Source organism: Streptomyces sp. NPDC048671 (assembly GCF_055587045.1).
This window is the reverse complement of the sequence record NZ_JBVJHB010000006.1, coordinates 252,556-268,122: the sequence shown is the minus strand read 5'-3', so window position 1 is coordinate 268,122 and position 15,567 is coordinate 252,556. Positions and strand designations below refer to the sequence as shown.

Annotated in this window: 14 protein-coding genes; 6 read left to right on the top strand and 8 right to left on the bottom strand. The window is 69.8% G+C overall.

The window, feature by feature from the left end; translation table 11 throughout:
* The first annotated feature begins 15 nt into the window (after window positions 1-15).
* Window positions 16-252: a hypothetical protein gene (locus ACZ6S6_RS14410; RefSeq protein ID WP_362955199.1), complete on the top strand. Its 237-nt coding sequence runs from the start codon at window positions 16-18 to the stop codon at window positions 250-252.
* 513 nt (window positions 253-765) lie between these two features.
* On the opposite strand, the gene ACZ6S6_RS14405 is transcribed toward ACZ6S6_RS14410, so the two are convergent.
* The 4 genes from ACZ6S6_RS14405 to ACZ6S6_RS14390 form a co-directional block, all read right to left on the bottom strand.
* Window positions 766-1,431 carry a contact-dependent growth inhibition system immunity protein gene (locus ACZ6S6_RS14405; protein ID WP_362955196.1) on the bottom strand — a complete coding sequence of 222 codons (666 nt, stop codon included), beginning with the start codon at window positions 1,429-1,431 and terminating at the stop codon, window positions 766-768.
* A 25-nt stretch (window positions 1,432-1,456) separates the two neighbouring features.
* Window positions 1,457-3,238, bottom strand: a complete 1,782-nt coding sequence (locus ACZ6S6_RS14400; RefSeq protein ID WP_469705829.1) for an RNase A-like domain-containing protein — start codon at window positions 3,236-3,238, stop codon at window positions 1,457-1,459.
* A 193-nt stretch (window positions 3,239-3,431) separates the two neighbouring features.
* A complete protein-coding gene (locus tag ACZ6S6_RS14395) occupies window positions 3,432-3,722 on the bottom strand; it encodes a DUF397 domain-containing protein (RefSeq protein WP_469705828.1) in 291 nt (96 codons plus the stop codon).
* Entirely contained in the window at window positions 3,679-4,557 is an 879-nt protein-coding gene (locus ACZ6S6_RS14390; protein WP_469705827.1) for a helix-turn-helix domain-containing protein, read from the bottom strand. The genes ACZ6S6_RS14395 and ACZ6S6_RS14390 overlap by 44 nt, the downstream gene beginning before the upstream one ends.
* Window positions 4,558-4,674: 117 nt before the next feature.
* Here ACZ6S6_RS14390 and ACZ6S6_RS14385 point away from each other — a divergent pair, with 117 nt between their 5' ends.
* Together ACZ6S6_RS14385 and ACZ6S6_RS14380 are read left to right on the top strand one after the other, a co-directional pair.
* Window positions 4,675-4,911 carry a hypothetical protein gene (locus ACZ6S6_RS14385; protein ID WP_469705826.1) on the top strand — a complete coding sequence of 79 codons (237 nt, stop codon included), beginning with the start codon at window positions 4,675-4,677 and terminating at the stop codon, window positions 4,909-4,911.
* Window positions 4,908-5,495, top strand: a complete 588-nt coding sequence (locus ACZ6S6_RS14380) for an ATP-binding protein (RefSeq protein ID WP_469705825.1) — start codon at window positions 4,908-4,910, stop codon at window positions 5,493-5,495. Before ACZ6S6_RS14385 ends, ACZ6S6_RS14380 begins: the two co-directional genes overlap by 4 nt.
* Here ACZ6S6_RS14380 and ACZ6S6_RS14375 read toward each other — a convergent pair.
* A complete protein-coding gene (locus ACZ6S6_RS14375) occupies window positions 5,380-6,024 on the bottom strand; it encodes a TetR/AcrR family transcriptional regulator (protein WP_362955182.1) in 645 nt (214 codons plus the stop codon). The genes ACZ6S6_RS14380 and ACZ6S6_RS14375 overlap by 116 nt on opposite strands.
* A 70-nt stretch (window positions 6,025-6,094) precedes the next feature.
* Here ACZ6S6_RS14375 and ACZ6S6_RS14370 point away from each other — a divergent pair, with 70 nt between their 5' ends.
* Complete coding sequence (locus tag ACZ6S6_RS14370) at window positions 6,095-7,720, top strand: FAD-dependent monooxygenase (RefSeq protein WP_469705940.1); 1,626 nt, start codon at window positions 6,095-6,097, stop codon at window positions 7,718-7,720.
* A gap of 93 nt (window positions 7,721-7,813) precedes the next feature.
* Here the strand turns inward: ACZ6S6_RS14370 and ACZ6S6_RS14365 are convergent, their stop codons facing one another.
* Both ACZ6S6_RS14365 and ACZ6S6_RS14360 read right to left on the bottom strand, forming a co-directional pair.
* Window positions 7,814-8,203: a hypothetical protein gene (locus tag ACZ6S6_RS14365; protein WP_362955179.1), complete on the bottom strand. Its 390-nt coding sequence runs from the start codon at window positions 8,201-8,203 to the stop codon at window positions 7,814-7,816.
* A 175-nt stretch (window positions 8,204-8,378) separates the two neighbouring features.
* Window positions 8,379-11,702: a S41 family peptidase gene (locus ACZ6S6_RS14360; protein WP_469705824.1), complete on the bottom strand. Its 3,324-nt coding sequence runs from the start codon at window positions 11,700-11,702 to the stop codon at window positions 8,379-8,381.
* A 242-nt stretch (window positions 11,703-11,944) separates the two neighbouring features.
* Between ACZ6S6_RS14360 and ACZ6S6_RS14355 the strand changes: the two genes are divergently transcribed.
* Both ACZ6S6_RS14355 and ACZ6S6_RS14350 read left to right on the top strand, forming a co-directional pair.
* The gene (locus ACZ6S6_RS14355; RefSeq protein ID WP_362955173.1) at window positions 11,945-12,517 is read left to right on the top strand and encodes a TetR/AcrR family transcriptional regulator; all 573 of its coding nucleotides are present in this window, start codon (window positions 11,945-11,947) and stop codon (window positions 12,515-12,517) included.
* A gap of 114 nt (window positions 12,518-12,631) precedes the next feature.
* On the top strand, window positions 12,632-14,860 hold the full coding sequence (locus ACZ6S6_RS14350; RefSeq protein WP_362955171.1) for an MMPL family transporter: 2,229 nt from the start codon (window positions 12,632-12,634) through the stop codon (window positions 14,858-14,860).
* Between the two features lie 203 nt (window positions 14,861-15,063).
* Here the strand turns inward: ACZ6S6_RS14350 and ACZ6S6_RS14345 are convergent, their stop codons facing one another.
* Complete coding sequence (locus ACZ6S6_RS14345) at window positions 15,064-15,414, bottom strand: SsgA family sporulation/cell division regulator (protein WP_362955169.1); 351 nt, start codon at window positions 15,412-15,414, stop codon at window positions 15,064-15,066.
* Window positions 15,415-15,567: the final 153 nt, after the last annotated feature.

Sequence of the window (15,567 nt, the reverse complement as noted above, 5' to 3'; positions counted from 1 at the left end):
GGTGTACGCCTCCTCATGGACGAGATCAGGGACGAGATCAGGGACGACTCACCCACGTACGACATCGTCGAGGACATCGACGCACTGCGCGCCGCGCTCGCCGCGCACGGCATCACCCTGCCGTCCCTCGGCGTCGATCCGCTGACCCTCGCCGGGTGGACGAACCATCCGCCGCTGGTCGCGCTCGGTAACTGCACGGTGGTGACCGCCCGCTGGCTGGCCGACGCGCTGCGCGCGGCGGCCGGGGGATGACGCCGCTGCCCTTCACGGTGGATCTGTTCGCCGTGCCGGAGGCCGTACCGGAGATGCGGCGCATGCTGCGGTGGCGGTTCGGGGACGTGGACGTGCCCGATCTGGCGCTCTGCGTCAGCGGTACGAGCGCCGGGCGTGTCCGCGTCGAGCTGAGCGATCCCGCGCCCGGCCTCTGGCCGGCCATACGCATCGCGGCGAGCGGAGACGAATCCGGGCGCGGGCTGTTTGCTGTTGGACGCGTTCGCGCTGCGGTGGGGCGTGGAGCAGGGGCCGTACACGAAGGCGGTCTGGTGCGAGCTGCGCGCGCCCGTCCGCTCGCGCCCGCACGCGCACCAACACCCGGCATCTGTGGGGAGTTGAGAGTCAAGTGGGCGCGACGGATCCGGCCGGGGCGGCCCCGGCCGGGTGGGAAGCGCCCAGATCACTCTCAACTCCGGCTTGAGCGGCCGGCTCGGCCGGATTCGGTGGGGCCGATGACGTCAAGTGCCGGGCGGACAGGGCCGGCCAGATAGCTCACTTCTTCTGCCGGCGCGAAACGATCTCCGCTACGTCGTTGAGCCACTGTCGGAGACCGACTCCTGACGGCGGTGATACGTCCATACCCAAGTTTGAGGTGGTCTGTTTGAGGTCTCTGTCTGTGGTGGCCATGGTGAGCAGTTCCGTGATGTCTCGAAGAAGTTGGTCCAGGTCGGGTTCCGACGCTCCGGACAAATAGTCGTCGATGGCCTCACTGTAGGACGTGTACTCATCAGAGAAGTCTTGATGGAAATAGGCGCCAAGGAACTGATTCAGTTCTGGGAAACGCTCTCGGCACTCCCACGTGCTTTGTGGCAGCGTCCGGCTTTTCTGCGCGGCGTTTTGGAGTTGGCGGACCAAGTGCCCGCGGATGATGCCGAGGCAGTCCTCAACGCTGCGGCCCGACGATGGTTCGATCTTCGGGAACAGTTCGATCTCGTCCGCGATCTCAGGTGAGAACAGGCCGGTCCGCAGGATGTCGTCAAGTTGATCTACCGCAGTAGCCGCCCTCTGCGGGTCCGCAGAAGCGATCCTGAGGTACGCGGACAGTGCCTGTCCAGGGATCTCAGAGGTGTCGGTGAAGGCGTAGGAGTGCGCCGCGTACGCCGCCAAGAGTTCCTGGACCTCGTGGAAGCGAAATCCAGGGCTGGGGGACGATGCCATGTGAGAGCTCCGTTCAGGTCTCGCGTCAGGGTGTGGGGTACGAGGTCAGGATCCGGAAACGCGCTGGTGCATTGAGGTCCCGCTTCAGAATGACACGAACTGACCGCACTTCTTGGGGCGAGTGGCCGTGCTTGAAACCCGAGCGTGTCAGGTGGAGTCCTGTGGTCTCGTCGAAGGAGGCCTCCAACTCAAGTTTGGACTTCTTACCGTGCAGCCAGTTGTCAATTTTCCTCTGGTTGCGCAGCAAGGTCTCGTCCGCGAAGCGTTGGGCGTCCGCTTCACTCAGGAATCGGGAGTCGGCGTCGAGTCGGGGTTCGTTTCGCAGGCGGTTGCGCATGTCCCGGGTTGTCTTCTCGACATGCCGCTCAAGGGTGTGGGATCCGTTCTTGCCCTCATCCCCCTTGACGTCAGCCCGGTGCTTGGGCTTGACCGGTCCCTTCCGCTTGCTGCGCGGCCACGCGTTCTGGGTCGGCGTCTCTGGAGAACCGACGACGCCGGAAAAGCCGCCGCTCGCGCCTGCGGTCATGAGGACGATACCGGCGGTGCCGAGGAGAGCGGCATTGACGGCGGCTTCGGCCGTGACTGCGCCGACTACTCCGACTCCGGCGAGTGCGAGACCGCCGGGCGGGAATAAGGCGAGGAGGGAGAACAGGAGGAGGGCGAAGCCGAGGTAGACCAGAAAGTTGTCGAGGGCGTCGATCAGGTGGAGCGTGGGGATGGCCTTGCCATCGGGGCCGGCCTCGCCGAGTCCTCGGTAGAGGAGAAGGAGGCCGGTGGTGGCCCCTCCCAGAGCGGTGGCGATGCGGAAGCGGTGGGCGGCCAGGGGCTCGCCGTGGGGCTGGATTGACGTCGGCTGCCAGGTGCGGAGCAGGGTGATCAGCTGCCAGGCGATCCAAGCCAGGGCCGCGACTCCGAAGCCCATAAGGATCTTCGGGCCGTCGCCGGTGGTGAAGTACCCCTGGAGTTCGGCGGTGGACTTGAATGAACCGACACCCAGGAAGAGCAGCCCGGGGAGCATGAGTACGCACGGTATGAGCAGCAGCCACTTGCGCCCGGGATTGCCGGTTCTCGCGGCTTCGAGGTGGGTTCGTATCTCGTCAGGGCGCCAGGCGCCCTGACGGTCGGTGGCGTCCATCTGCGCGGTGATCCGGGCGACCGCCCGGTGCAGTGGCTCGATCTCACGCGGAGGTGAGAGGGCGGTGGCGTACAGCAGGGAGCGGCGCAGCCGGATGTAGCGCAGCGCGATGAGCAGAGTCCATCGCGGACGCCAGGAGACATAGCGGAGCATTGCAGCCGTCGTGTCGCCGTCGGTGCGCTCGGTGGCCAGCAGCACTCCCGGGACGGTGCGTTTGCCGCTGTGCAGTTGGTACACGTCGATGGTCATGGCGATCGCCAGGCACACCAGGGGCACGGTCCAGGCGTGGTCGTTCAGAGTGCCCAGCCATTGCTCGGCCTGTTCTGTGGACTTCTCGGCGGCGTAGTTGTTCACCGCGTGGTGCCCGGACGCGGCCGCTACCGGTACCGCAGCCAGCACGCGCACCCAGCCCCGGGTCCGCCACAGCAAGCCGACGCCCAGCCCTGCCAAGGCTGTCCACACGAGATGGGAGAAGGTTTCGGCGACCTGTGGCCCGACGATGGTCGACTGGCCGGTGGGGCCGGGCAGCCAGGCGGTGAACACCTGCTTCAGGCCTGGGATGTACGGCGGGAAGAGGCTGTCCGGGATGACCCACCCGCCGCCTTCGCGCGGGATCGCCCTGTTCGTTTCCAGGCCGTACCGGAGTACCGCCCCCCGACGCCCCGAAGCCATGCGTGATTCGCAAAAGCGAACGCCATGCTAGGGGGGTGACTCGGCGGTGGGTAAGACGGTGTGTGGACCCAACTGTCCATCCAGAGGTGGGCCTAAAGCGAGGGCATGTGGTAGGGCATCCTCATGAACGATGGCTTCCTGGATGTTGAGGTCCGGGGGCTTGAAGCCCTGGATCTCTCGAACCTTGGGACGTTCATCGTTCAGGCCCGGGTGCCTCACTGACGACAGCCGCCACGAAGGGCGCCCAGGCGGACGCGCGCACGATGAGCGCGGGTCCGTCGGGGCGCTTGGAGTCGCGTACGGGGACGATGCCGGGGAGGCCTGCGGCGACTTCGAGGCAGTTACCGCCGCTGCCGTTGCTGTAGGTGCTCTTGCGCCAGTGGGCGAAGTCCTGTGCCACTTCGAGGCAGTTGCCGCCAGATGAGTTGCTGTAACTGCTCTTACGCCAGGTGGCGGCGGTCAAGTCGTACTGGCTGAACGCCATTTCGGTAGTCCTCTGCCGCTTCCTGGATCATGGCTAGGGACGCATCCGGCGGCGAGGCGGCGGCCCTCAAGAGATCGTACGACCTCCGATACTGCTTCACGAGGCCCGGATCGTCGACGGTATTTCCGTGGTGCTGGCCTTCCATGTAGACCAGCGGAGGAGCGTCCGCGAAGTCCAGCACCATGGCGTTGCTCAGCATGAGCGGGTGCGGCCCCGCGTTCCACGGAATGATCTGCGTAAGGATTCGGCCGCGTTTGATGAGGGCGGCGATGTGGTCGAGCTGCTCTGCCATGTGCTGCGACGACACGATCGGTTGCCGTAACAGCGTCTCCGGCAGAATCGCCCAGTACTGCGGTGTCCGATGGCTCGTTTCGAAGAGCTGCGCCCGCGCCAGCCGCGCGTTGACCTTCTCGTCGGTCTCCTCCGGGAGTTCAGGCATGCGCTCGGCGCAGATCACGGCCCTGGCGTACGGTGCCGTCTGGAGCAGGCCCGGGAAGACACCCGGTGACCACTCCTCGATGGACGCGGCGTGCTTCTCCGCCTCCAGTACGCGCTCGAAGTAGTCCGCGTGACCCTTGCGCCTCGCCTTCCGTACGTCTTCACAACGTCGCTTGAAGAACCCGTCCGTCTTCAGCACCCGGTCCACGTGCTGCGCCAGCTCCACCGGCATGCGCCGATGCCCGTGTTCGATCTCGCTCAGGTACGTGATGCCGAAGAAGCTGCCGGCCACCAGTTTCTCCAGCGTCAGGCCCGCTTCCTCCCGTTTGAAGCGGAGCTCGTTCCCGTAGAACTGCGGGACTCCCGCCGAGCCGTCGATTTCCTTGCGTGTGGCCATCGGTGACCGCCTTTCGCGCCGCGCTCTGTGGAGCGGTAATGCCTTCCACCGTAGAGGCCCGTGCGGCAGCGTGTGAGGCGTTCGTCACAGTCAGCAACGAAAGGTGTACGCCTCCTCATGGACGAGATCACGGACGAGATCAGGGACGACTCACCCACGTACGACATCGTCGAGGACATCGACGCACTGCGCGCCGCGCTCGCCGCGCACGGCATCACCCTGCCGTCCCTCGGCGTCGATCCGCTGACGCTCGCCGGGTGGACGAACCATCCGCCGCTGGTCGCGCTCGGTAACTGCACGGTGGTGACCGCCCGCCGGCTGGCCGAGGCGCTGCGCGTGGGGGCGGGGGGATGACGCCGCTGCCGTTCGCGGTGGATCTGTTCGCCGTGCCGGAGGCCGTACCGGAGATGCGGCGCATGCTGCGGTGGCGGTTCGGGGACGCGGACGTAGCCGATCTGGTGCTCTGCGTCAGTGAGTTGCTGACCAACGTGATCGTGCATGTCGGTGAGGGGACCCCGGTCACGCTCCGCGTCAGCGGTACGGGCGCCGGACGTGTCCGCGTCGAGCTGAGCGATCCCGCGCCCGGCCTCTGGCCGGCCATACGCATCGCGGGGAGCGGTGACGAGTGCGGGCGGGGGCTGCTGCTGGTGGACGCGTTCGCGCTGCGGTGGGGCGTGGAGCAGGGGCCGTACGGGAAGACGGTGTGGTGCGAGCTGCGGGCACCGGCGGGCGGGGCCCGGTCGCGGTATGACGGGTGCCGGGACCGGGGCGGGGTCGATGCGGCCGATGCGTTCCGGGCCGGGGACGGCCAGGAGCGGTGCGTCACCCCTGCCTCAGCGCAGCCTCCAGCGCGTCGAACGCCGCGCACACCCGTGCCCTGTGGTCGTCCGCCAGCATCGCCGCAGCCTCCCCCGCGAGCAGGCGGCGGGCGGTGGTGACGTAGACCGAGCGGTAGGCGGCGACGGTCAGGGCCGCCGCGAAGGCCGGGTCGGCGCATCCCGGGTCGGTCTCGGCGAGGGCGAGCGCCAAGGCCTCCTCCAGTTCCTCGACGCCCTCGCGGGCGCGGGTGCGCAGGGCCGGCGACGCGATGACGATCCGCCAGAAGTGGGGGTAGCCGTCGCCCACCGCGGACAGCGGGTGGCGCTGATCCAGGAGTTCGAGCGCCAGGTGGCGCAGCGCGTTCAGTGGGGGCTCGCCCGGTCCTCGTCGCCGCACGGCGCCGGTGAGCAGTTCGATCGCCTGGGGGATGCGGTCGAGGAAGAGGTCCTCCTTGCGCGGGAAGTAGTTGAAGACCGTCATGGCGGAGACCTCGGCGGCTCGGGCGATCTGCGCGACCGTCACATTGTCGAAGCCGTTCGCGACGAACAGTCCCGTCGCCACATCCGAGATCCGCTGCCGCGTCGCCCGCTTCTTGCGCTCCCGCAGGGGCAGTGCGGCTGCTTCCTGGGCTTCCCGTTTTTTCGTCATGCCGGAACTGTAGCGGGAACCTATAGCGAATACATGTTTTGAGTGACTATAGTTATCTGTCATGGATCTCATGACGCAATACGACGTGGTGGTCTCCGGGGCCGGCCCCGTCGGCCTGATGCTCGGCTGCGAACTGCGACTCGGCGGGGTGGCCCGCGTGCTGGTCGTCGAGCGCCTGACCGAAGTGGACGAGACGATCAAGGCGGGGGCCGTCAACATCCCCACCGCCGTGGCCCTCGACCGGCGGGGGTTCCTGCCCGCGCTGGTGGAGGTCCAGCGGAAGGCGATGGACCGGTTCCAGGAGTTCCAGCGGGCGCGCGGCGGGGACGGTGACACCCCGTTGCCCCCGAAGTTCGCCGGGCACTTCGCCGGGATCCCGCTGGACGCGGGCCTGCTGGACGCGGCGGATCCGGCCTTCGCCGACGTCGGTCCGGCAGGTGACGTGGGCCTGATACCGCAGTCCTCGCTGGAGCGGCTGCTCGCCGGCCGCGCCGGGGAACTTGGCGTCGAGCTGCGCCGGGGGGTCGAGCTGACCGGTTTCGAGCAGGATGACGACGGGGTGACCGTGCACTTGGCCCCCGTCGACGGCTCGGCGCCCGAGTCCGTACGCGCGGGCCGGCTGGTCGGCTGCGACGGCGGCCGCAGCGCCGTGCGCAAGCTCGCCGGATTCGACTTCCCGGGGACGCCGCCGGAGATCACCGGCCACCAGGCGTTGGCCGGTCTGACCGGCACCGAAGGGCTCGGGGCCGGCTGGACCGCGACGGACACCGGCGTGTACGCCCACGGCCCGATGCCCGGTCGCGTCCTCACCGTCGAGTTCGACGGACCGCCCGTCGACCGCACAGCGCCCGTCACCGCCGAGGATTTGCAGGGCAGCCTGCGCCGGGTGTCCGGCGTGGACGTCACCGTGACCGAGGTGCACACGGCGACGCGGTTCACCGACAACTGCCGTCAGGTCACGAGCTACCGGGCCGGCCGGGTGCTGCTCGCGGGTGACGCGGCCCACGTGCACTCACCGTTCGGCGGGCAGGGGCTGAACCTCGGCATCGGGGACGCGATGAACCTGGGCTGGAAGCTCGCCGCCGTGGTGCGCGGCCGGGCACCGGAGAGCCTCCTCGACTCGTACACGAGCGAACGGCATCCGATCGGCGCGTGGGTGCTGGACTGGACGCGCGCCCAGATCGCCCTGATGCGGCCGGAGTCGCACGCGCGCGAACTGCGCGCGGTGTTCACCGATCTGACGCGTACCGTCGACGGCACCACGCATCTGGTCAAGAAGATCTCCGGCGTCTGGCAGCACTACGACCTGCCGGGCGGCCATCCGCTGGTCGGCCGCAGCGCACCCGATCTGGAACTCGCTGACGGCACCCGGCTCGCCGACCACCTTCACGGTGGCCGCGCCCTGCTTCTCGACCTGGCCGACGACCCGGAGCTGCGGGCCCTGGCCGAGGGCTACGGCGACCGGGTGGACGTCCGGACCACCGTCTGCCCCGGCCGCCCGGAACTGTCCGGACTGCTGGTGCGTCCGGACGGGTTCACGGCCTGGGCCGCGGACCACCGCCGGGCGGACGGCTCGGTGGCGCAGGCGCTGGAGCGCTGGTTCGGAGCACCCGCGGGGCGCCGTCCGGGGGCCCTGCCCCCGGACGCCCGCTCCTCGATCGCGCGCCGGCGCGGCCGGGAGGGACGTCGGCGTTGACGCGGATGCGGCGGGGTGAGTTCGAGCGCGAGGGCGAGATCATGGACCTGTGCGACGCGTGCCTGGCCGCGGTGCGGGGCTGACCCGCGAGGGTCAGTCGGTCCGGGGGGTGGTCCGGCGGCCGGCAGGCGGCCAGACGGTCAGCTGTGCCCCGTCGCAACTGACCGTCCGGCCCGGGTACATGGCCTGGACGGCGGCCCGGTCCAGGCCGTCTATGTCGCCGCGGAGGATGACCGCGCCCGGCTGGTGGGAGACCCACACCGTGCCGACCGGCCACACCACGATCGTGTTCCCGCACCGGGTGACGTGCCGCCAGGGGTACGCCTCGCGCAGGGCTGCCAGCGCACTGTCGCCGCGGCCGTCGGCGTAGTCCCCCTCCAGGCATACGAGCGTGTGGTGGCGGCTCGCCCGGACGGTGCCGTCGGGCCACGGCCGGTCGTAGGAGTGGGCGCCCAGTGCGTCGGCGCCGTTGCGGCCGAACATTAAGTGTTCCGGAGAGCGAACGTGTTCACGTGAATCGGACACCGGGAAACCCCCCAAATCGCTTCGCACCTCGCAGGATTGCTGAACCCCCGAGGCTTTGCGTGAGGAAATCTATAAGATTGCTTCCGCGAATTGCAAGCGATATTGGTGAGCCGGGTCCCGGAGGGGCGGGCGTTCAGGGGGTCTGCGGTGACGGGCTCTCGGCGGCGGTGCCGGAGCCGCGCGGCGGCAGCGGCGGCCGCCTGAGGTCCGGGGCGCCCTCGTACGTCGGCGGGGTCGCCGGGGGGCTGGCGGCCAGGAGGTCCAGCGCCATCCAGACCGCGTCGTCCAGCACCGCGTGGCGGCCCTCCGCCCAGTCCAGCGGCGTGCGCAGGGCCTCCACATCGGGGGAGACGCCGTGGTTCTCCACCGACCAGCCGTAGGCGTCGAACCACGCGGCGTTCATCGGGACCGTGATCACCGTGCCGTCGCCCAGCCGGTGGCGGCCGGTCATGCCGACCACGCCGCCCCAGGTGCGCTGGCCCACCACCGGGCCCAGCTTCAGCAGGCGGAACGCGGCGGTGATCATGTCGCCGTCGGACGAGGTCGCCTCGTCGGCCAGGGCGACCACCGGGCCGCGGGGGGCGTTGGAGGCGTAACTCACCGGCTGGGCGTTACGGGTGAGGTCCCAGCCGAGGATCGTGCGGGTGAGTTTCTCGACGACGAGTTCGCTGATGTGACCGCCCGCGTTGCCGCGTACGTCCACGATCAGGGCCGGGCGGGAGACCTCCAGGCGCAGGTCCCGGTTGAACTGGGCCCAGCCGGAGCCGCCCATGTCGGGGATGTGGAGGTAGCCGCAGCGGCCGCCGCTCACCTCCCGTACGACCTCGCGGCGCTTGGCCACCCAGTCCTGGTAGCGCAGCGGGCGTTCGTCGACCAGCGGGACGACCGCGACCCGGCGGGAGCGGCCCTCGCCCTCGGCCGGTCTGAAGGTCAGCTCCACCGTGGTGCCGCCCGCGGCGGACAGGAGGGGGTAGGGGCCGGCGACCGGGTCCACCGGGCGGCCGTCGACATGGGTGAGGGCCGCGCCCTCCCTGATGCCCGTACCGGCCAGCGGGGAGCGGGCCTTGGAGTCCGAGGAGTCGCCGGGCAGGATGCGTTGGACGGTCCAGTCGCCGTCCCGGCACACCAGGTTCGCGCCGAGCAGGCCCATCGCCCGCTGGTAGTGCGGCGGGCCCTCGTTGCGGCGGGCGGGAGCGACGTAGGCGTGCGAGGTGCCCAGTTCGCCCAGGACCTCGCGCAGGAGATCGGCGAACTCGTCCGGGGTGGCGACCCGTTCGACCAGCGGGCGGTACTGGTCCAGGATCGCGTCCCAGTCGATGCCGCACATGTCCGGCTCCCAGAAGTAGGAGCGGATGATGCGCCCCGCCTCGCCGTACGCGCCCCGCCACTCCGCCGCCGGGTCGACGTCGTGCAGGATGCGGCGCAGGTCCAGGTAGACCGTGGAGTCGTTGTCGCCCGGCTCGGTCGCGGGGACGGCACGCAGCTCGCCGTCGTCCATCACGACCAGCCGGGAGGCGTCACCGCTGACGGCGAACCAGTCGAGGTGGTCGACGAGTTCGGTCTTCTTCGCCTTGGCGATGCTGAAGTGCTCCAGCGTCGGCCGGCCCGACATGTCCGCCGGGTTGGCGAACGTCTCGCCGAGCGCGCCGGAGATCGGCCAGCGCAGCCAGACCAGGCCGCCGCCGCTGACCGGGTACAGCGCCGAGTACTTGGAGGCGGAGACCGGGAACGGCGTGACCCGGCTCTCCAGGCCCTCGAACTCGACGGTGGCCGTGGACCCCTCGGCCGTACCCGCCTCCGCGGTGTCCACCGGGTCGAGGCCGCCCGCGGCCGGCCGGCCGTCGGGGGAGAGCGCGAAGGGGGAGGGGGTCGCGGAGGAGAGCGGGACCAGGTACGGGCGGCAGCCGAGCGGGAAGGAGAGGTCGCCGGTGTGCACGTCGTACACCGGGTCGAAGCCGCGCCAGGACAGGAACGCGAGGTAGCGGCCGTCGCCCGTGAAGACGGGGTTCTCGTCCTCGAAGCGGCCGTTGGTGACATCGACGATCACGGGGGAGCCGGCACCCATGATCCGGGCGAGTTTGATCTGGCGCAGCGAGCGGCCGATGCCGGGGTGCGACCAGGTCAGCCAGGCCCCGTCCGGGGAGAACGCCAGATCGCGGACCGGTCCGTTGACGGAGCGGATCAGTTCGACGGGTTCGCCGGTGGCGTCCTCGGCGGTGTCCAGGAGGAGCAGCCGGCCGTCGTGCGAGGCCATCGCGAGCGTCTCGCCGTCCGGGTCCGCGATCAGCTCCTGGACCCGGCCGACCAGGCCGGAGGCGAGTCGGCGCGGGGCGCGGTCGCCGCTGGCGCGCGGCAGATAGGCGATCTCGATCGCGTCCTCGCCCGCCGCGTCCGTCACGTACGCCACCTGGCCGCCGCTGCCGAGCATCTCCGGCAGCCGGACCCGTACGCCGGGGGTGTCGGCGATGGTGCGGGCGGGCCCGTCGCGGTGGGTGAGCCAGTACAGGCTGCCGCGTACCGATACGGCGCTGGCCCGGCCGGTCTCGTCCACGGAGAGCGAGTCGACATGGCTGGCGGCCGGCACCTGGTAGGTGCGCCGGCCGGCGCGCGGACCGCCGAGCCGTACCTCCAGCCTGCGGGGGACCGCGCCGGGTGTGGCCAGGTCGTCGGCCAGCCACAGCTCGCCCGCGCACTGGTAGACGACCCGCCGCCCGTCGCTGGAGGCGTGCCGGGCGTAGAAGGCGTCGTGGTCGCTGTGGCGGCGCAGATCGGTGCCGTCGGGCAGGCAGGAGTAGAGGTTGCCGACGCCCTCGTGGTCGGAGAGGAAGGCGATCCGGCCGGCGACGAACATCGGCGAGCCGAGGTGTCCGCCGATGTCCGGGAGCAGCCGCTCGCCGTGCAGCCACAGGCGTCCCGTCGCCCCGCCCCGGTAACGCTTCCAGGCGGCCGGCTCGTGTGGCGGGGTGCCGGAGAGCAGCAGGGTGCGGCGCTCGCCCCCGATGTCCGCGACGGCGATGTCGGAGACCGGGCCCCAGGGCAGCCTGCCGCCGGGGCTGCCGTCCGTGGGCACGCTGTAGGCCCAGGAGAAGTACGAGAACGGCTGCCGGTGCGAGGAGACGGCGAGGATCTGCGCGGCGTCGCCGTCGTCCGGGGTCCAGCCGCAGACCCGCGCGTCCGTCGAACCCCAGTAGGTGAGCCGGCGGGCCGGGCCGCCGGTGACCGGCGCGAGATGGATCTCGGGGTCGAGGCTGCGCCAGGTCGTGTACGCGATCCGGGTCCCGTCGGGGGAGAAGCGCGGATGGCTGACTCTGGTGCGGTCGACGGTCACCCGCCAGGCGCGTCCGGGCCGGTCGCCCTCGGGGACGAGGGGGGCGACCCAGAGATCGTCCTCCGCGGCGAAGCAGAGCAGATCCTCGTGGAGGTGCGGGAACCGGAGATACGAGACGTCGTCACTCACCCCCCAATGCTTTCCGTGCACGGGGGCGGCGGCAACTTGTGGTGCGGAACACAAGCGAAACGATTCCGTTTCGCTGGATGGCGGGAGTACCGTCGATGTGTACGAAACAGTTTCGTTCGATTGGCTGACGTTCGGTTGGCTGACGTTCGGTTGACCGGCGTTCGGTTGACTGGCATTCGGTCGAGCGGCATTCGATCGAGTGGCGTACACATCGCACGAGCTGAGGAACGGGGGGTCGACACATGGCGCGCACACGGCTCACGCCCGAACGTGAGAGCGAGCTGTACGCCGCCGTGCTCGACCTGCTCCGCGAGGTCGGCTACGACGCCCTGACCATGGACGCCGTCGCCGCGCGCACCCGTTCCAGCAAGGCCACCCTCTACCGCCAGTGGGGGAGCAAGCCCGAGCTCGTCGTCACGGCTCTGCGGCACAACAAGCCCGTTTCCCTCGGCGAAGTCGACACCGGCTCGCTGCGCGGTGACTTCCACGCCGTCCTGAGCCGTACCGATGACTGTCAGATGGAGAAGGACGCCGCGCTGATGCGGGGTCTGAGCCATGCCGTCCACAACAACCCCGACCTCCTCCAGGCCCTGCGCGAACTGCTGATCGAGCCGGAACTGACCGGTCTCGAAGTGCTGCTGAGCCGAGCCCTGGACCGGGGTGAGCTGCGCCCGGACAACCCGGCGCTGAAGTACGTACCTCACATGCTGATCGGTGCGTTCACCGCTCGGCAGATGATCGAGGACCGTGCTGTCGATCACGCGTTCCTCACCGATTACGTCGACTCCGTGATTCTCCCCGCTCTCGGAGTCTGACCCCCGTCCCTCGCACGGCCCTCTCCCCAAGCCCCACCTGACACGCCGCTCTCGTCGTCGGGCTGGTTCCTCACGCCTTTTTCCACTCAACGACCTGACCGGGAGTACGCCCGCGTGGCCACATTCCTCTACAAAATCGGACGGCTCGCCTTCCGGCGCCGCCGCTATGTCGCCCTGATGTGGGTGGCACTGCTGGCACTCGCCGGATTCGGCGCGGCCTCCGCGTCCACCCCCACCTCCAGCTCCTTCTCGATCCCGGGTACGGAGGCGCAGCAGGCCTTCGACCTGCTGGAGCAGCGGTTCCCCGCTGCCAGCGCCGACGGCGCGACCGCGCGCATCGTCTTCCAGGCCCCCGCCGACGAGAAGATGACGGACCCGGCCAACAAGGCCGACGTCAAGAAGATCACCGCCCAGCTGAAGTCCGGCTCGGAGCAGGTGGCCTCGGTCGTCGACCCGTACGACGGCAAGGCCGTCTCCAAGGACGGCTCGACCGCGTACGTCTCGGTCACCTACAAGGTCAACTCGATGGAGCTGACCGACGCGACCAGGGACGCCCTGGAGGACGCGGGCGAGGCGGCGCAGAAGACCGGGATGACCGTGGAGATCGGCGGTGACGCGCTCCAGGTGATGCCGGAGACCGGAGCCACCGAGATCATCGGTGTCGCCCTGGCCGCGGTGGTCCTCGTCATCACCTTCGGATCGCTCATCGCGGCGGGGCTGCCCCTGCTGACCGCGCTGATCGGCGTCGGCATCGGCGTCGCGTCGATCACCGCGCTGGCCAATGTGCTGGACCTCGGTTCCACCACCTCGACCCTCGCGATGATGATCGGCCTCGCGGTCGGCATCGACTACGCGCTGTTCATCGTCTCCCGCTACCGCGCCGAACTGGCCGAGGGCCGGGAGCGCGAGGAGGCGGCGGGACGCGCGGTCGGCACGGCCGGTTCCGCGGTCGTCTTCGCCGGGCTCACCGTGGTCATCGCCCTGGTCGGCCTGGCCGTCGTCAACATCCCGATGCTGTCGAAGATGGGCTTCGCCGCGGCCGGTACGGTCGCCATCGCCGTCCTCATCGCGCTCACCCTCGTCCCGGCCCTGCTGGGCTTCGCGGGCAAGCGGGTCATGGGGCGCAAGGCGCGCAGGGCCGCCGAGGCGGAGAACAGGCCCGAGGCCAAGCCGAACATGGGTACCCGCTGGGCACGGTTCGTGCTCCGCAAGCCCGTGTGGGTGCTGCTCGTCGGCGTCCTCGGCCTGGGCGCGATCGCGATCCCGGCCGCGTCCCTGGAGATGGGCCTGCCGGACGACGGCTCCCAGCCCACCAGCACCACCCAGCGCCGCGCCTACGACCTGCTCTCCGAGGGCTTCGGCCCCGGCTTCAACGGCCCGCTGATGGTCGTCGTCGACACCGAGAACAGCTCCGACGGCAAGACCGCCGCCAAGCGGGTCGGCGACGAGATCTCCGACATGCCCGGCGTCGTCGCCGTCACCCCGGCCAACTTCAACAAGGCCGGCGACGCGGCGATGATCACCGTCGTCCCGAAGGACCGGCCGAGCTCGGTCGAGACCGAGAACGTGGTCCACGCGATCCGCGACGCGGGCAAGGACATCAAGTCCGACACCGGCGCCGAGATCCTGGTCACCGGTTCCACCGCGATGAACATCGACTTCTCGCAGAAGATGAACGACGCGCTGCTGCCGTACCTGGCGCTCGTCGTCGGCCTCGCCTTCCTGCTGCTGATGCTGGTCTTCCGGTCGGTGCTGGTGCCGCTGAAGGCGGCGCTCGGCTTCCTGCTCTCGGTCGTCGCGGCCCTGGGCGCGGTCGTCGCGGTCTTCCAGTGGGGCTGGCTCGGCTCGCTCTTCGGGGTCGAGCAGACCGGTCCGATCATGTCGATGATGCCGATCTTCATGGTGGGCGTGGTCTTCGGTCTCGCGATGGACTACGAGGTCTTCCTCGTCACCCGGATGCGTGAGGCGTACGTCCACGGCGAGGAGCCCGGCCAGGCGATCGTCACCGGCTTCAAGCACGGCGCCCGGGTGGTCACGGCCGCGGCCGTGATCATGATGGCGGTCTTCTCCGGCTTCATCGGCTCCAGCGAGTCGATGATCAAGATGATCGGCTTCTCGCTGGCCATCGCCGTCTTCTTCGACGCGTTCGTCGTCCGGATGGCGATCGTGCCCGCGGTCCTCGCCCTGCTCGGCAAGCGGGCCTGGTGGCTGCCGCGCTGGCTGGACCGGGTGCTGCCCAACGTGGACGTGGAGGGCGAGGGGCTCCGCAAGGAGCTCGGCGCCTCCGCCGAGGACGGCGCCGGTCCTGACCACGGCGGCGAGCGCGAGCTGACCCGCGTCTGACCCGGCCGCTGAGAGCCGCAGACCTCCGGAGCCGCGCCTGAGCGGAGCGCGGCCCCGGATGCGCCGGTTACCTGTGGGGACGGGGGACCGGAGCGACGAGAGCCCCCGTGCACCTGGTGTGCACGGGGGCTCTCGGCATGACGCGGGCCGTCTTGCTGCTGCGACGGGATCTCGGGCGCGGGCGGCTTCGTGGGGGACGGATCTCAGGCGCGGGCGGTCTCGGTCCTGGCCTCGGTGTGGGTGCGCCGCAGGAAGCGGATCAAGGGGGCGCTGTCGAACTGCACCACCTCGACACCGGTCGGCGCGTGGAGCTCGACGACGAGCTGGGCCCGGCCGCACGGCCAGATCCGGTAGCCGTCGTGCTCGACCGGGGCGCGCAGCCCGCGCTCCAGGAGTTCGCGTTCGACGGCCCACTCCGCGCCGCCGGGAAAGGCGACATGGATCGTATGCGGATCGGCGGCGGTGTCGTAACGCAGCTCGACCGGGACCGTGGGCAGGTCGCGGGCGTCGGTGACGAGCCGGGCTCGGGCATGTTCTTTGATCACGGGGGACATGGGCCGGCTCCTCCTGTTTATATGTCTTCGTCATCCAATGTCCCATATTTTACGTAAAGAGCACTGTGGGAACTCTGAGTAGTTGTGACGGAGGCGCTCTTGCGAATCGTTCGCAACAAGGTTCTATTATTGAGAGGTTCATGACCCCGCGCA

What these genes read in the sequence shown, in the direction of transcription:
- ACZ6S6_RS14365 (WP_362955179.1), bottom strand. Translation starts at nt 8,203, where the DNA reads ATGTTCGGCCGCAACGGCGCCGACGCACTGGGCGCCCACTCCTACGAC.
- ACZ6S6_RS14400 (WP_469705829.1), bottom strand. Translation starts at nt 3,238, where the DNA reads ATGGCTTCGGGGCGTCGGGGGGCGGTACTCCGGTACGGCCTGGAAACG.
- ACZ6S6_RS14405 (WP_362955196.1), bottom strand. Translation starts at nt 1,431, where the DNA reads ATGGCATCGTCCCCCAGCCCTGGATTTCGCTTCCACGAGGTCCAGGAA.
- ACZ6S6_RS14390 (WP_469705827.1), bottom strand. Translation starts at nt 4,557, where the DNA reads ATGGCCACACGCAAGGAAATCGACGGCTCGGCGGGAGTCCCGCAGTTC.
- ACZ6S6_RS14395 (WP_469705828.1), bottom strand. Translation starts at nt 3,722, where the DNA reads ATGGCGTTCAGCCAGTACGACTTGACCGCCGCCACCTGGCGTAAGAGC.
- ACZ6S6_RS14345 (WP_362955169.1), bottom strand. Translation starts at nt 15,414, where the DNA reads ATGTCCCCCGTGATCAAAGAACATGCCCGAGCCCGGCTCGTCACCGAC.
- ACZ6S6_RS14370 (WP_469705940.1), top strand. Translation starts at nt 6,095, where the DNA reads ATGACGCAATACGACGTGGTGGTCTCCGGGGCCGGCCCCGTCGGCCTG.
- ACZ6S6_RS14355 (WP_362955173.1), top strand. Translation starts at nt 11,945, where the DNA reads ATGGCGCGCACACGGCTCACGCCCGAACGTGAGAGCGAGCTGTACGCC.
- ACZ6S6_RS14380 (WP_469705825.1), top strand. Translation starts at nt 4,908, where the DNA reads ATGACGCCGCTGCCGTTCGCGGTGGATCTGTTCGCCGTGCCGGAGGCC.
- ACZ6S6_RS14375 (WP_362955182.1), bottom strand. Translation starts at nt 6,024, where the DNA reads ATGACGAAAAAACGGGAAGCCCAGGAAGCAGCCGCACTGCCCCTGCGG.
- ACZ6S6_RS14385 (WP_469705826.1), top strand. Translation starts at nt 4,675, where the DNA reads ATGGACGAGATCACGGACGAGATCAGGGACGACTCACCCACGTACGAC.
- ACZ6S6_RS14410 (WP_362955199.1), top strand. Translation starts at nt 16, where the DNA reads ATGGACGAGATCAGGGACGAGATCAGGGACGACTCACCCACGTACGAC.